At 50.2% G+C, this 13,540-nt stretch carries 21 protein-coding genes; 19 read left to right on the plus strand and 2 right to left on the minus strand.

The annotated features are described in order from the left end of the window. Positions 1-78: 78 nt before the first annotated feature. The 18 genes from thrC to tca_RS01230 all read left to right on the plus strand — a co-directional run bounded on the left by thrC (position 79) and on the right by tca_RS01230 (position 11,059). Positions 79-1,284 carry a threonine synthase gene (gene thrC, locus tca_RS01145; RefSeq protein ID WP_048061193.1) on the plus strand — a complete coding sequence of 402 codons (1,206 nt, stop codon included), beginning with the start codon at positions 79-81 and terminating at the stop codon, positions 1,282-1,284. A gap of 221 nt (positions 1,285-1,505) precedes the next feature. Continuing rightward, a complete protein-coding gene (gene hmtB / locus tca_RS01150) occupies positions 1,506-1,709 on the plus strand; it encodes a histone HmtB (RefSeq protein ID WP_115892477.1) in 204 nt (67 codons plus the stop codon). A 290-nt stretch (positions 1,710-1,999) separates the two neighbouring features. Continuing rightward, positions 2,000-2,371, plus strand: coding sequence for a 50S ribosomal protein L7Ae (gene rpl7ae / locus tca_RS01155; RefSeq protein WP_048061194.1), 372 nt, complete (start codon positions 2,000-2,002; stop codon positions 2,369-2,371). A 49-nt stretch (positions 2,372-2,420) separates the two neighbouring features. Then, positions 2,421-2,627, plus strand: coding sequence for a 30S ribosomal protein S28e (locus tca_RS01160; protein ID WP_010875895.1), 207 nt, complete (start codon positions 2,421-2,423; stop codon positions 2,625-2,627). Positions 2,628-2,645: 18 nt separating this feature from the next. Then, positions 2,646-2,807, plus strand: a complete 162-nt coding sequence (locus tca_RS01165) for a 50S ribosomal protein L24e (protein WP_010875896.1) — start codon at positions 2,646-2,648, stop codon at positions 2,805-2,807. Next, entirely contained in the window at positions 2,804-3,259 is a 456-nt protein-coding gene (gene ndk, locus tca_RS01170; RefSeq protein WP_010875897.1) for a nucleoside-diphosphate kinase, read from the plus strand. The genes tca_RS01165 and ndk overlap by 4 nt, the downstream gene beginning before the upstream one ends. Before the next feature lie 14 nt (positions 3,260-3,273). Next, positions 3,274-5,058, plus strand: a complete 1,785-nt coding sequence (gene infB / locus tca_RS01175; protein ID WP_115892476.1) for a translation initiation factor IF-2 — start codon at positions 3,274-3,276, stop codon at positions 5,056-5,058. Between the two features lie 19 nt (positions 5,059-5,077). After that, positions 5,078-5,458, plus strand: coding sequence for a 30S ribosomal protein S6e (locus tca_RS01180; protein ID WP_010875899.1), 381 nt, complete (start codon positions 5,078-5,080; stop codon positions 5,456-5,458). 24 nt (positions 5,459-5,482) lie between these two features. Continuing rightward, a complete protein-coding gene (gene eif2g / locus tca_RS01185) occupies positions 5,483-6,709 on the plus strand; it encodes a translation initiation factor IF-2 subunit gamma (protein WP_010875900.1) in 1,227 nt (408 codons plus the stop codon). 24 nt (positions 6,710-6,733) lie between these two features. Further along, positions 6,734-7,093 carry a PIN domain-containing protein gene (locus tag tca_RS01190; protein ID WP_010875901.1) on the plus strand — a complete coding sequence of 120 codons (360 nt, stop codon included), beginning with the start codon at positions 6,734-6,736 and terminating at the stop codon, positions 7,091-7,093. Positions 7,094-7,104: 11 nt separating this feature from the next. After that, entirely contained in the window at positions 7,105-7,635 is a 531-nt protein-coding gene (locus tca_RS01195) for an inorganic diphosphatase (RefSeq protein WP_010875902.1), read from the plus strand. Positions 7,636-7,655: 20 nt separating this feature from the next. Next, positions 7,656-8,210 (plus strand): DNA-directed RNA polymerase, encoded by a 555-nt coding sequence (gene rpoE / locus tca_RS01200; protein WP_010875903.1) that lies wholly within the window; start codon positions 7,656-7,658, stop codon positions 8,208-8,210. Then, a complete protein-coding gene (gene spt4, locus tca_RS01205) occupies positions 8,207-8,389 on the plus strand; it encodes a transcription elongation factor subunit Spt4 (RefSeq protein ID WP_010875904.1) in 183 nt (60 codons plus the stop codon). The genes rpoE and spt4 overlap by 4 nt, the downstream gene beginning before the upstream one ends. Further along, positions 8,389-8,880: a GTP-dependent dephospho-CoA kinase family protein gene (locus tca_RS01210; protein WP_010875905.1), complete on the plus strand. Its 492-nt coding sequence runs from the start codon at positions 8,389-8,391 to the stop codon at positions 8,878-8,880. The genes spt4 and tca_RS01210 overlap by 1 nt, the downstream gene beginning before the upstream one ends. 1 nt (position 8,881) lies before the next feature. Further along, positions 8,882-9,184 (plus strand): 30S ribosomal protein S24e, encoded by a 303-nt coding sequence (locus tca_RS01215; protein WP_010875906.1) that lies wholly within the window; start codon positions 8,882-8,884, stop codon positions 9,182-9,184. Further along, a complete protein-coding gene (locus tca_RS01220; protein ID WP_010875907.1) occupies positions 9,185-9,340 on the plus strand; it encodes a 30S ribosomal protein S27ae in 156 nt (51 codons plus the stop codon). It begins immediately after the preceding gene. 8 nt (positions 9,341-9,348) lie between these two features. Continuing rightward, a complete protein-coding gene (argH, locus tag tca_RS01225) occupies positions 9,349-10,755 on the plus strand; it encodes an argininosuccinate lyase (RefSeq protein ID WP_115892474.1) in 1,407 nt (468 codons plus the stop codon). Between the two features lie 163 nt (positions 10,756-10,918). Further along, complete coding sequence (locus tag tca_RS01230) at positions 10,919-11,059, plus strand: DUF3096 domain-containing protein (RefSeq protein WP_162828722.1); 141 nt, start codon at positions 10,919-10,921, stop codon at positions 11,057-11,059. Positions 11,060-11,071: 12 nt separating this feature from the next. Here the strand turns inward: tca_RS01230 and tca_RS01235 are convergent, their stop codons facing one another. Next, positions 11,072-12,124: an ATPase gene (locus tag tca_RS01235; RefSeq protein ID WP_269889731.1), complete on the minus strand. Its 1,053-nt coding sequence runs from the start codon at positions 12,122-12,124 to the stop codon at positions 11,072-11,074. 131 nt (positions 12,125-12,255) lie between these two features. On the opposite strand from tca_RS01235, the gene tca_RS01240 reads away from it, so the two are divergent. Further along, a complete protein-coding gene (locus tca_RS01240; protein ID WP_115892472.1) occupies positions 12,256-12,876 on the plus strand; it encodes an acyltransferase in 621 nt (206 codons plus the stop codon). A 180-nt stretch (positions 12,877-13,056) separates the two neighbouring features. Here tca_RS01240 and tca_RS01245 read toward each other — a convergent pair whose 3' ends face one another. After that, positions 13,057-13,512, minus strand: a complete 456-nt coding sequence (locus tca_RS01245) for a YbhB/YbcL family Raf kinase inhibitor-like protein (protein WP_010875912.1) — start codon at positions 13,510-13,512, stop codon at positions 13,057-13,059. Positions 13,513-13,540: the final 28 nt, after the last annotated feature.

The following is a 13,540-nucleotide window of genomic DNA, read 5'->3' on the forward strand; positions in this document are numbered from 1 at the left end:
TTCCCTGGTTAATTCAGGCACATATTGATAAGGTGAATCAGAAACTTTATTCTTACCGGTAAAATGGATGGTGAATCTGTGATAAGGTGCATATCATGTGGTCGAGAGTATGATCTGGAGGAGATCATATACACCTGCAGGGAGTGCGGGTCGGTACTTGAAGTTGAATGTGACGTGGAGGTCTCAAGGGACGTCTTCAGGGGCAGAAGGCAGAACATGTGGAGGTACCGGGAGTTCATGCCTGTTGACCCCTCAAGGATAGTCAGCCTCGATGAGGGGGGAACACCCTTTGTCAGGTGTGACACCATAGGATCTGAACTTGGTATTGAGCTCTACGTGAAGGTGGAGGGATCCAACCCCACGGGGAGTTTCAAGGACAGGGGGATGAGCGTGGGGATCACAAAGGCCCTTGAACTTGGCGTTGATACTGTGGGGTGCGCCTCAACCGGTAACACCTCAGCATCCCTTGCAGCCTACGCAGCCAGGGCTGGGCTGGGCTGCGTCGTTCTCCTCCCATCAGGTAAGGTCGCCCTCGGTAAACTTGCCCAGGCTATGTTCCATGGCGCCAGGGTCCTCTCGGTGAGGGGAAACTTTGATGAGGCCCTTGAGGCTGTCACGGAACTTGCACTGATGGGTGAACTCTACCTCCTCAACTCCGTGAACCCCTTCAGGCTTGAGGGTCAGAAGTCAATAGGCTTTGAGATAGTGGACGACCTCGGCTGGGAGTCCCCTGACCGCATCATACTGCCTGTGGGGAATGCAGGTAATATCTCAGCCATATGGAAGGGTATATCAGAGTTTTACAGGGCTGGATTCATAGATGAGAGGCCGATGATGACCGGTATACAGGCCGAGGGCGCTTCACCGGTGGTAGAAGCCTTCAGGAAGGGCAGAACCGAGATTGAACCGGTCAGGGATCCTGAAACGGTTGCAACGGCCATAAGGATAGGGGCCCCTGTTAGCTATCTCAAGGCCCTCCGGGCCATATATGAGTCAGATGGTTATGCTGAATCCGTGACCGATGAGGAGATACTCTCTGCCCAGAAACTCCTTGCAAGGAGGGAGGGTATAGGTGTTGAGCCCGCATCAGCGGCGTCCATAGCGGGTCTCATCAAACTCGTTGATGAGGGTGTTGTTGACAGGGGTGAACGTGTGGTCTGTGTTGTCACTGGTCATGTACTCAAGGACCCTGACACCGCCATAAAGGCATCAACGGAACCAGTTGAGGTAGAACCTGATATAAACCAGTTAAGATCCATTATAAGGGGTACGGGGTCCTCCTAGCCCCCTGAATTCTTGAAGATACCTTTCTCTTTTTTAAGCTTTTCTATTTTTCATCGGACAACTTGAAGTTAATTTCTCACCCTCCAAGCACTCGTGGATATACTGCTGGGTTGAAGGTGCCCCATGAACCAACCGATGGCTCAGAAAAACCTTAAAATTAGCGATATATTTATATAGGATTATATGAATAGATAATATCACATAAAATGAGGTGGTTAATTATGGAATTGCCAATAGCTCCAATTGGAAGAATAATAAAGAATGCCGGTGCAGAAAGAGTAAGTGATGATGCAAGGGAAGCCCTTGCAAAGGTCCTTGAAGCAAAAGGTGAAGAAATAGCTGAAAACGCTGTTAAACTTGCAAAACACGCTGGAAGGAAGACGGTTAAAGCCTCAGACATTGAACTGGCAGTTAAAAGGATGTAACTCTCATCTGCATCCATTATTCCTTCCCTTTTTAATTGGCAGCAAAACTTTATATGTGATGAAGCTTTAATTTCTATTAATCCTTGTTTTCCTGGGCGTCTTACTGGATGATCCGGGATAATTCAGAATACGATTTCTCATGAAAATCTGTATCCAGCAAGTTTTATATACCGAGAACATATAAAGGTACTCACCCACTTCATGTTAATCCATAACTTGGATTATTGATCCAGATTGGTGTAATTACCGATGGATGGTAGAAAAACCAGATGAAAAAGGAGGTAAACAGCATGGCAAAAGCAATATACGTGAAATTTGATGTACCAAAGGAACTGGCTGACAAGGCCGCAGAGGCACTTGAAATAGCCAGGGAGACAGGTAAGGTATCCAAGGGTACAAATGAGGTTACCAAGGCTGTCGAGAGGGGAGTTGCTCAGCTCGTATTAATAGCTGAGGACGTTGAACCTGCAGAGATCGTTGCTCACCTTCCACTCCTCGCAGAGGAAAAGGAAATACCATACATATACATCCCAACAAAGGATGAACTGGGTGCAGCCGCAGGTCTGAACGTTGGAACAGCATCATCAGCCATCGTTGAGGCAGGCGACGCCGAGGACCTCATAAAAGAGATAATAGAAAAGGTCGAAGAACTTAAGAAATAGATGAAAGGCACTAAAAGCCTTTCAATTTCAATTTAATAAAGGTGATTTAATGGATGACGCAACTCCAGCAGAGGTTATTGAGGTTCTCAAGAGAACCGGGATGACTGGAGAGGTAATGCAGGTTAAATGCAGGATCCTTGATGGAAGAGATAAGGGAAGGATACTGACAAGGAACGTTATGGGTCCCATAAGGGAAGGCGACATCCTGATGCTCCTCGACACCATCCGAGAGGCAAAGGAGATAAGGACCCCATAATCAGGAAGGTGTTTACCAATGAGAGTCTGTTCATTCTGCCATGAAGAAATAGAGCCAGGCACCGGCAAGATGTACGTCAAAAGGGACGGTACAATCTATTTCTTCTGCAGCAGCAAATGCGAGAAAAACATGATAAAACTGGGAAGGGTTCCAAGAAAAGTTAAATGGGTCAAAAAATGATGGAAAAAAGCTTTGTAATGTTAAAACCTGACGCAGTAAAAAGGCGCCTCGCAGGAAGGATAATAGCCAGGTTCGAGGACAGGGGACTCAAGATAGTCGCCTTTAAGATGCTGCAGATCCCGGAGGATCTTGCAATGGAGCACTACCAGGAACACAGGGAAAAGCCCTTCTTCAGGGACCTGGTGGACTACATAACATCAGCACCTGTCATTGCAATGGTCATTGAGGGTAAGGACTGCATATCCCTCATAAGGAAGATGGTTGGCGCAACCAACCCTGCAGAGGCAGACCTCGGGACAATCAGGGGAGACTTCGCCCTTGAAACAGGTAGAAACATAATACACGCTTCAGATTCTCCAGAATCAGCCGAAAGGGAGATTAAACTTTTCTTTGATGAATCGGAAATTTGCAGTTACGAGATGCCTGATAGAGAAATGATATACGAGGAATAAACGCGGAGATTCCAATGAAGATCAGATCACCCATCGTCTCAGTACTCGGACACGTGGATCACGGGAAAACCACACTTCTTGACCATATAAGGGGCAGCGCAGTTGCCTCAAGGGAGGCAGGTGGTATAACCCAGCACATAGGGGCCACAGAGATACCCATGGATGTCATTGAGGGGATCTGCGGAGACTTCCTCAAAAAATTCTCGATCAGGGAAACACTACCAGGACTCTTCTTCATTGATACACCAGGACATGAGGCGTTCACAACCCTCAGAAAACGTGGAGGGGCCCTTGCGGATCTTGCAATACTCATAGTCGATATAAATGAGGGATTCAAGCCCCAGACACAGGAGGCCCTCAACATCCTCAGGATGTACAGGACACCCTTCGTGGTGGCTGCAAACAAGATAGACAGGATCCATGGATGGAGGGTCCACGAGGGACGCCCCTTCATGGAGACCTTCAGCAAACAGGACATCCAGGTCCAGCAGAAACTGGACACAAAGGTCTATGAACTTGTGGGCAAACTCCATGAGGAGGGCTTTGAATCAGAGAGATTCGACAGGGTCACAGACTTCGCCTCACAGGTCAGCATAATACCCATAAGTGCCATAACAGGCGAGGGTATACCTGAACTCCTCACAATGCTCATGGGACTGGCACAGCAGTACCTCAGGGAGCAGCTCAAAATCGAGGAGGATTCCCCTGCCAGGGGCACCATCCTGGAGGTCAAGGAGGAGACAGGCCTCGGCATGACCATAGACGCTGTAATATATGATGGAATACTCAGAAAGGACGACACCATAGCCATGATGACATCAAAGGATGTCATATCCACCAGGATAAGATCACTCCTCAAACCAAGGCCCCTCGAGGAGATGAGGGAATCCAGGAAGAAGTTCCAGAAGGTCGATGAGGTCGTTGCAGCAGCCGGTATAAAGATCGTGGCACCGGGCATCGATGACGTCATGGCCGGCTCACCCCTCAGGGTTGTAACAGACCCCGAGAAGGTGAGGGAGGAGATACTCAGCGAAATCGAGGACATCAAGATAGACACCGATGAGGCAGGCGTTGTTGTGAAGGCAGACACCCTCGGATCACTGGAGGCGGTGGTCAAGATCCTCAGGGACATGGATGTCCCCATAAAGGTGGCAGACATAGGTGACGTCTCAAGGAGGGACGTGGTGAATGCAGGTATAGCCCTCCAGGAGGACAGGGTCTATGGGGCCATAATAGCCTTCAATGTTAAGGTGATACCCTCAGCAGCCCAGGAACTCAAAAACTCAGACATAAAGCTCTTCCAGGGCAACGTCATCTACAGGCTCATGGAGGAATATGAGGAATGGGTCAGGGGCATTGAGGAAGAGAAGAAAAAGAAATGGATGGAAGCCATCATAAAACCTGCAAGCATAAGACTCATACCCAAACTGGTCTTCAGACAGAGCAAGCCAGCCATTGGAGGAGTTGAGGTCCTCACAGGCGTCATCAGGCAGGGCTACCCCCTCATGAATGATGATGGGGAGACGGTGGGTACCGTGGAGAGCATGCAGGACAAGGGTGAAAACCTCAAATCAGCATCACGCGGCCAGAAGGTTGCAATGGCCATAAAGGATGCTGTTTATGGTAAGACGATCCATGAGGGAGATACACTCTACGTTGACATACCCGAAAACCACTACCACATCCTTAAAGAACAGCTCTCAGGGGATCTGACAGACGAGGAACTTGATCTCATGGATAAGATAGCTGAAATCAAGAGGAAGAAGAATCCTGACTGGGGAATGAAGGCACCATTTTAAAATATAAGGAGGAGATATATTGGCATTTAAGGTTGTGATTTCAGACAAGGAGAAGAGCGTCCAGATGGAGGTCGACCCATCAGAGTCCAGGGGCCTCATTGGCCTCACCATAGGCGACGAATTCGATGGATCAATAATAGGCCTCAGCGGATACAAACTGAAGATCACAGGTGGAAGCGATAAGAACGGTTTCCCGATGAAGAAGACAGTGCCAGGTGCAAGGAGGATAAGGAGCCTTGTATCAGGCGGTGTGGGCTATAAACCCAGACGCGATGGCGAGAGAAGAAGAAAAACCTTCAGGGGAAACACAATATCTGATGACATAGTCCAGATAAACACCGTTGTCATTGAGAAGGGTGAGAAACCACTCGAAGAACTCCTTGGCGCCGATGAGGAATAATAAAAGCGTTTATAGGTGTAATCTGTGAAAAATCAATCCGAAATAAACATTGGTCTTGTGGGGCACGTGGACCATGGTAAAACAACCCTTACAAAGGCACTTTCAGGTGTCTGGACCGACACACACAGTGAGGAAACCAAGAGGGGCATCTCCATACGTCTGGGCTATGCCGACATAACCTTCAGGAAGTGCCCGCAGTGCGAAGCCCCAATGTGCTATACAACGGCAGAGATATGTGAGAGGTGCGGCACAGAGACAGAGCTCCTCAGGAAGGTTTCCTTTGTGGATGCCCCGGGCCATGAAACCCTCATGGCTACCATGCTCTCTGGAGCAGCCCTCATGGACGGCGCCATACTCGTGATAGCTGCAAACGAACCATGCCCCCAGCCCCAGACAAAGGAGCACCTCATGGCCCTTGATGTTATAGGGGTGAAGGATGTCATCGTCGTCCAGAACAAGATAGATATCGTTTCGAAGGAGAGGGCGCTTGAAAGCTACAGGGAGATCAAGGAGTTCGTGAAGGGTACCTGCGCTGAGGATGCACCTATAATACCGGTATCTGCTCAACAGGGCGCCAACATTGATATCCTCATTGAAACCATTGAGGAGAGAATCAAAACCCCCAAGAGGGACGTTGATAAACCTGCCAGGATGTACGTGGCCAGGTCCTTTGACATAAACAAACCTGGCGCAGACCCCGAACACCTCGCAGGAGGAGTTATAGGGGGCTCACTGGTCCAGGGCAGGCTCAGGGTTGGAGACGAGATAGAGATAAGACCGGGCATACAGGTCAAAAAGGACGGTAAGCAGACCTGGATGAGTCTGCACTCCACAATCACGGGCCTGGTGGCCGGTGGAGAGGAGATGGAAGAGGTTGGACCCGGCGGACTCGTGGGTGTCGGGACACTCCTGGATCCAGCCCTCACCAAGGCGGACTCACTTTCAGGGTCAGTTGCCGGGGAACCAGGCACACTGCCACCTGTAAGGCACTCATTCACCATGGAGACACACCTCCTGGAGAGGGTTGTCGGTACCAAGGAGGAGACCAAGGTCGAACCCATAAAGACAGGGGAACCCCTGATGATAAACGTCGGTACCACAACCACGGTGGGTGTTGTCAAATCTGCCAGGGCAGATGATGCCGACGTGGTCCTCAAACTCCCTGCATGCGCAGAGGAGGGTCAGAGGATAGCCCTCTCCAGGCGTGTCGGTGCAAGATGGAGGCTGATAGGATATGGTATCATCAAATAGGGTGGTCATAGACACCAATTTTTTATGATACCCTACCAGTTCCGGGTCGACATCGTATCCGAGCTCCGGAGACTCTTCCCAAAAAACGACCTTCTTGTCCCATCCTTCGTCATAGGGGAACTTGAAGGCATAAAGAGACATTCAGGCGGTGATGCGAGGATAGCCGCGTCCGTTGGACTCGCACTCGCAAAGAAACCCCCCTTCAGGATTTTTGAGGAGAAACTCCTTGAAGGTGAAACCGTTGACGACGCGCTTCTCCGGATCTCAGATGTCCTCTGCACCAGCGACCGGGAACTCAGAAGAAGGGCAAGGTCGAAGGGAATACCTGTTGTCTACCTGAGACAGAAAAGATATCTTGGAGTGGATGGGCATATATTGGAGTAGGAGGTTTACTCATGAATCTGTGGAAGGATATTGAACCGGGACCATCAGTACCCGAGGTTGTCTATGCGGTTGTTGAAATACCAAAGGGTTCAAGGAACAAGTACGAATACCACAAGGACCTTCAGGCATTCGCCCTTGACAGGGTACTCTACTCAGCAGTATTCTACCCTGCAGAGTACGGTATAATACCAAGGACACTCTACGATGACGGAGACCCCATGGACATCCTCGTACTCATGGATGAACCAACATTCCCGGGCTGCATCATAGAATCAAGACCCATAGGCCTTTTAAGGATGATCGATGGTGGTGACCAGGACGACAAGATCCTGGCGGTGCCTGTGGCAGACCCGCACTTCGCCGATGTAAAGGACATCTCAGACATACCAGAGCACAACCTTAAGGAGATAGCAAACTTCTTTGAAACCTACAAGAAACTTGAAGGTAAAAAAACAGAGACACTCGGATGGGAGGGTGCTGAAAAGGCATTTGAAGCAGTCAACCACTCCATAGAACTCTACAGGAAAAAATATATGGAGTAATTCTTTAATGGGGGATCCCATTGTATTATGTAACAAAGATTGTTGATACCGTCAGAATACCTCCAGACCGCTTTGAAGAGCCACTGGAGGAGGTCGCCGTCGAGGTTCTAAACGAGACCTACGTTGGAAGGATGGATAAGAACCTCGGGCAGCTGATAACCGTCAAAGAGATAGAGGATATAGGGATAGGAAAGGTTATAATGGGTGACGGTGCCGCCTACCATGAGGTGACCTTCACAGCCCTCTTCTTCAAACCTGAACTACATGAAATCGTTGAGGGTGAGGTTATAGAGATAGCAGAGTTCGGAGCCTTCGTGCGCATAGGTCCGGTGGATGGCCTGGTGCACGTTTCACAGGTAACCGACGACTACATAACCTACGACCCCAAGAAGGGCTCCCTCACAGGTAAGGAGTCAGGCAGACGCCTCGACGAGGGCGACCTTGTAAGGGCAAGGATAGTCGCACTCAGCCTCAAGGGCCGAAGAGAGGGCGTAAAGGTGGGCCTCACCATGAGGCAGCCCGGCCTTGGAAAATTCGAATGGATTGAAGAAGAGAAGAGGAAGAGTAAAAAATGACTGAGAAGGCATGCACAAGGTGTAAGAGAATCACCAGTGACGAAAGATGCCCGGTCTGCAATGTCCCGGCATCCACCAACTGGAGCGGACTCCTCATAATAATAGATCCGGATAAATCAGATATAGCCAGGGAGCTCAACATAACACTGCCTGGTGAATACGCGCTGAGGGTCAGATAGTGTACATACTGCCGGAGGAACTGAGGGCGGAGCTCAAAAGGCCACTTGGAGAGCTCCACAGGTCATTCAGTGACGTTGATGTGGGGAACTCATTCCTCATAACGGTTGGTGACGTCACAACCCGCAATGCACTGGAGCATGGCCTTAAACCCGATGTCAGCATAATAGATAACAGGATCCAGAGAAGGGACTCTGACCATGAATTCAGGGACACAGCAACCATTCTCAGATCCAGGAACCCGCCAGGCACAGTAACAGAGAGCCTCTGGAAATCCATCGAAGAGGCCATAGAGGGCGCCACAGAGAGAGGAGAGCGCTTCATGATAGTTGTTGACGGTGAGGAGGACCTTGCCGTTTTACCATCAATACTTCTCGCCCCACCTGACACAGTGATCCTCTACGGACAGCCAGATGAGGGCGTTGTGCTGGTGAGGGCCAGTGAAACATCCAGTAAGGCTGAAGAACTCATGAAAAAATTTGAGGAGGCATAAAATGGAGATTAACATAATCGAGGAAAAGGAAAACCCACTCTTAAACAGGAAGGAGATAAGGTTTGAATGCTTATACGAGGGCGAATCAACCCCAAAGGTCCTTGAAGTTAAGAACAAACTCGTTGCAATGCTTGACGCTGATAAGGATCTTCTCGTGGTTGACAAAATTGACCAGGGTTTCGGTGAGCCAAGGGCGACCGGCTATGCCAAGATTTATGAGTCAGCTGAGAAACTCACCGAGATAGAACCCGAACACGTGATAAAGAAGAACACTGAGGCATCAGAGGAAGAGGAGGAGGAATAGATGAAGAAATTTGAGCTCTACGAGGTCAAGGACGGTAAACTCGTCAGGAAGAACCCCTTCTGTGTCAGGTGCTCAAACGGTGTCTTCATGGCAGACCATGGGGACAGGTACGCCTGCGGTAAATGCGGATACACCGAATGGAAAAACAGGGAATAGGTGGAAACTTGAACCTGAGGGCTGGCAGATTGAATAGCGGGATGGAGGATGAGGCCGCGGAGTTCACATCATCCCTCACATTTGATCACCACATATTTGAGGCCGACATTGAGTGTAACATGGCACATACACGCATGCTGGCCCATGAGGGCATAATCCCTGAGGAAGTGGCCGCTAAAATCATAGATGCCCTTGAAAGCCTCAGGGAGGAGGGTATAGAGGCCCTTGACATGGACCCATCGGTGGAGGATATCCATATGGCCGTTGAGAACTATGTAACGGCCAGGATCGGAGAGGAAGCAGGGTTCATGCACACAGGCAAATCCAGGAACGATCAGGTCGCAACCGATCTCAGACTGGCCCTCAGGGAGAGGATAAGGACAATAAGCCGTGAACTCCTTGATTTTATTGACAGTATCTCAGACCTTGCCCTCGATCACACCGAAACCGTCATGGTGGGCTACACCCACCTTCAGCATGCCCAGCCAACAACCCTAGGCCACCACCTCATGGCCTACGCCAGCTCCCTCAGGAGGGACTATGAGAGGCTCCAGGATACCCTTAAGAGGGTTGACCAGAACCCCCTGGGATCCGCTGCCATGACAACAACCAGCTTCCCCATAAACAGGGAACTCACGACCCGGCTCCTCGGGTTCTCAGATTACATGAAAAATTCCATGGACGCCGTCAGTGCAAGGGACTTCATAGCAGAGACGGTATTCGACCTCTCAATGCTGGCAGTGAACCTCAGCAGGATCTCAGAGGAGATGATACTCTGGAGCACCCACGAGTTTGGTATCGTGGAGATACCTGATGAATTCTCATCAACATCATCCATCATGCCCCAGAAGAAGAACCCTGATGTGGCTGAGATAGCCCGTGCAAAGACATCCACCGTCCAGGGAGAACTTGTAACCATCCTTGGAATCATGAAGGCACTCCCCTACACCTACAACAGGGACCTGCAGGAGGTAACACCCCACCTCTGGAGGGCCGTCGACACGGTACTCTCAATGATCAGGGTTGTCAGGGGAATGCTCCTCGGCATCAGGGTTAACAGGGACCGGGCCCTTGAACTTGCAGGTGCCAACTTCGCAACAGCCACAGACCTTGCAGACATCATAGTACGTGAGCGGGGGATACCCTTCAGGGTGGCCCACAGGATAGTGGGAAGGCTTGTTACAAGGGCCATTGAGGACGGCCTCGCACCCGGTGACGTGGATTCAGTTTACCTTGACGAGGTCAGCCTGGAGGTCACCGGACGGAAACTTGAACTTGACCCTGAACTTGTTGAGAAGGCCCTTGATCCCCTTGAGAACGTCAGGATGAGGAGGATACCTGGAGGACCCGCCCCTGAGATGGTCAGGGTTGCGGTTGAGGAGATGAAGTCCTTCATTGAATCTGAGAGGAAATGAGGAAGTTTCCCTGACGGGATTAAATAACTCTTTTTCATGCTCCCCGCACTTTCAGGCAGGTTATTGACCTTTCCTGGAGGTTCCCGTAAATTTGAAGTTAATTGAAATTTCCTGACAGTTTCCCAGAAATTTTTATATATCCTTTTTGATAAATAATTATTACATGGAATCTGAAAACGAAAACAGAATAGTGGGACTTCTTGCAGTGCTGATAGGTATACTGATGATAATCTACCCCCAGCTGGTTGGCTACCTCGTTGGCATCTTCCTCATAATCTACGGGGTACTCAAGATATTTGGCTGAGGGTGAGTATATTCAGGGACTGCAGATGCTCCAGATGAGGTCAAGGGCCTCGCCCGGTTCAAGGACACCTGCCCTTGTCTCCCGCAGGACCCTCTGTATGGAGTAGCGCCTGAGATGGGGGTGCCTGCGGTGAACCTCCCCCAGTAGTGGACAGCCGAAGTTCATTGAGGATCTCACACCATGAAGAGATGCCACTGATCTAACCTCCTGCTTTGAAGCCGCGAAGAGGGCCGGCAGATTGACCCTAAGAATGCCATCGTCCACATTGACCGACTGATAGCCAGTGGAGAGAAGGTCACCGAATATTACGGTGTCAATTTCCATATTTCTTATTTTATCCATAACAGTACTCTCAATCAGTCCTGAACAGCGCCCACATGGGTGGAACCTCCCATCGAGGGCCCCGCTCTGGATATCGCCCAGCTCTGCACCTATGTACTCGTGTCTCACACCGAGGAGGCTGCAGAGTTCCTCAAGAGACCTCCTGATGTGACCTGGCAGTATTATGGTGCCGGGGTCAACTGTGAGGGCGAAGGGTCTCAGTCCAAGTTTAACCGCGGCTATGAGGGAGAATGAACTGTCCACCCCACCCGATAGTGCCACAGCCACCTCGGGACCATCGGCACCTGATCTGGAAAGCTCAAGGAGAAATTCAAGGCCTGATGGATACTCCATGCGCATTTTAAGGGCTTCCTCAAGTATTTTCAGGACCCTGAAGGATCCTTCAAGTTCACTGATCCTCTCAAGGGCAAGGCCGACCCTGTGTCTCCTTATGATGATGTCGGTCTCTGCTTCAACATGGACCCTCCCTACTCCCAGTTTCTCCCTCAGCCTACCGGCCACCCAGCCGCCCTTACCTATTATGGCCGACTTGTCAGAGCGGTCAGGTGCAACGATCAGGAGGCTGTCTCTCTTCTCATCGAGGACAACATCCACTATGCGTATATCTGCATCTCCATGCCCTATATCCTTCCTGATATCCCTTATCATCCCTGCAAGTTCATCTGCATCCATGAGCATACTTCCCGCATTAACAGTATCAGCTGGAGGGTTCCAGTTCAACATAAAATATATTATGGGCGCTGTCAATATTAATATAGGGATTGTGCAGTCAGTGACTGGAAACCCGGATGTCAGCTGGTAAAGAAAAAACTGCCACTGAGGCAGCGGATTGACCTGAAAAATCTCGTCGGGGGATGAATGCTGAGATGCCAAACATAAGAAGTCTTCTTTTTGGTGACCAGGAAGAGGAATGGGGATATAAAAGGGAAAGTGAGAATATAATTGTGGGTTATGGCTATAAGAAGTTCAGCAAACCCCCTGTTATAGGCAAGAACCCCCTGCTCCGCTCAAACACCGTCATATACAATGATGTCACCATAGGCGATAACCTCAGGACGGGGCACAATGTCCTCATAAGGGAGAAAACGACCATTGGCGATGATGTTCTCATAGGTACAAACACGGTCATCGAGGGTCATTCAAAGATAGGTAGCAATGTGAGTATACAGTCGAATGTTTACCTGCCCAAGAACAGTTACATAGAGGACAATGTGTTCATAGGTCCCTGCGCATGCTTCACCAACGACCGCTACCCCATAAGGGTCAAGTACAAGTTGAGGGGCCCAATAATAAGGCAGGGCGCATCCATAGGTGCGAACTCCACCTTCCTGTCAAGGATTGAGGTCGGTGAGGGCGCCATGGTGGCTGCTGGAGCGGTGGTAACAAGAAACGTCCCACCATGGTCCCTTGCAATAGGTGCACCTGCACGTATAAAGGCCCTCCCGGCGAAGCTGAGGGTCCCCAATAACATTTGAGGCCTGTGATTCGATACCATCAGCCCATTAAAGGAACTCTTCAGATCTGGATGGGCTTTTCATTAAAAAGAAATGTTTACTCTGGATTCTATTTTAAGGTTCATCTGCAGTACTGAAACAGGGCTTGGACTCCTTGTATCTGCAGTCATCGTCTCTCTGCAGATTAACCTGAAACTCCATTTAACCACGCCGGTAGAGCCCTATGAGCTTCGCCTCACCCAGCACATGGCCCTCCATGGCCTCCAGGACATCCTCCTTACTGGCCCCGGGCTCCAGGTCAAGGACGGTGTCAAGGGCGTATAACCTGAAGAAGTACCTGTGAACACCTGAAGGCGGGCACGGCCCCCTGTATCCGAGGGTCCCTGAATCATTGTAGCCCTGGACTGAACCATCAGGGAGCCTTCCAGCATCCGGGACATTCTCCTCCAGGCCGGTGGAGTCCGGGGGAATGTTGAATATGACCCAGTGGGTCCAGACCTTTGAGGGTGCATCCGGGTCGTCACATATCAGTGCAAGGGATTTGGCCTCCCCTGGAACCCCATCCCAGGATAGGGGCGGGGAAATGTTTTCGCCATCGCAGGTGTACCTTGAGGGTATCCTTCCACGGTCATTGAATGCATGGGTCTTGAGGTTCATACCATCACCGTACAGTTATATGTTTGAG

This window comes from Methanothermobacter sp. EMTCatA1 (assembly GCF_002356395.1).
Lineage (GTDB): Archaea > Methanobacteriota > Methanobacteria > Methanobacteriales > Methanothermobacteraceae > Methanothermobacter > Methanothermobacter thermautotrophicus.

Bases quoted from the DNA above. Each gene is read 5' to 3' on its own strand.
- spt4 (WP_010875904.1), top strand. From the start codon at position 8,207: ATGACTGAGAAGGCATGCACAAGGTGTAAGAGAATCACCAGTGACGAA.
- tca_RS01245 (WP_010875912.1), bottom strand. From the start codon at position 13,512: ATGAACCTCAAGACCCATGCATTCAATGACCGTGGAAGGATACCCTCA.
- infB (WP_115892476.1), top strand. From the start codon at position 3,274: ATGAAGATCAGATCACCCATCGTCTCAGTACTCGGACACGTGGATCAC.
- tca_RS01190 (WP_010875901.1), top strand. From the start codon at position 6,734: ATGATACCCTACCAGTTCCGGGTCGACATCGTATCCGAGCTCCGGAGA.
- tca_RS01240 (WP_115892472.1), top strand. From the start codon at position 12,256: ATGAATGCTGAGATGCCAAACATAAGAAGTCTTCTTTTTGGTGACCAG.
- tca_RS01215 (WP_010875906.1), top strand. From the start codon at position 8,882: ATGGAGATTAACATAATCGAGGAAAAGGAAAACCCACTCTTAAACAGG.
- tca_RS01220 (WP_010875907.1), top strand. From the start codon at position 9,185: ATGAAGAAATTTGAGCTCTACGAGGTCAAGGACGGTAAACTCGTCAGG.
- tca_RS01195 (WP_010875902.1), top strand. From the start codon at position 7,105: ATGAATCTGTGGAAGGATATTGAACCGGGACCATCAGTACCCGAGGTT.
- tca_RS01165 (WP_010875896.1), top strand. From the start codon at position 2,646: ATGAGAGTCTGTTCATTCTGCCATGAAGAAATAGAGCCAGGCACCGGC.
- tca_RS01160 (WP_010875895.1), top strand. From the start codon at position 2,421: ATGGATGACGCAACTCCAGCAGAGGTTATTGAGGTTCTCAAGAGAACC.
- hmtB (WP_115892477.1), top strand. From the start codon at position 1,506: ATGGAATTGCCAATAGCTCCAATTGGAAGAATAATAAAGAATGCCGGT.
- ndk (WP_010875897.1), top strand. From the start codon at position 2,804: ATGATGGAAAAAAGCTTTGTAATGTTAAAACCTGACGCAGTAAAAAGG.
- tca_RS01235 (WP_269889731.1), bottom strand. From the start codon at position 12,124: ATGTTGAACTGGAACCCTCCAGCTGATACTGTTAATGCGGGAAGTATG.
- tca_RS01230 (WP_162828722.1), top strand. From the start codon at position 10,919: ATGGAATCTGAAAACGAAAACAGAATAGTGGGACTTCTTGCAGTGCTG.
- rpl7ae (WP_048061194.1), top strand. From the start codon at position 2,000: ATGGCAAAAGCAATATACGTGAAATTTGATGTACCAAAGGAACTGGCT.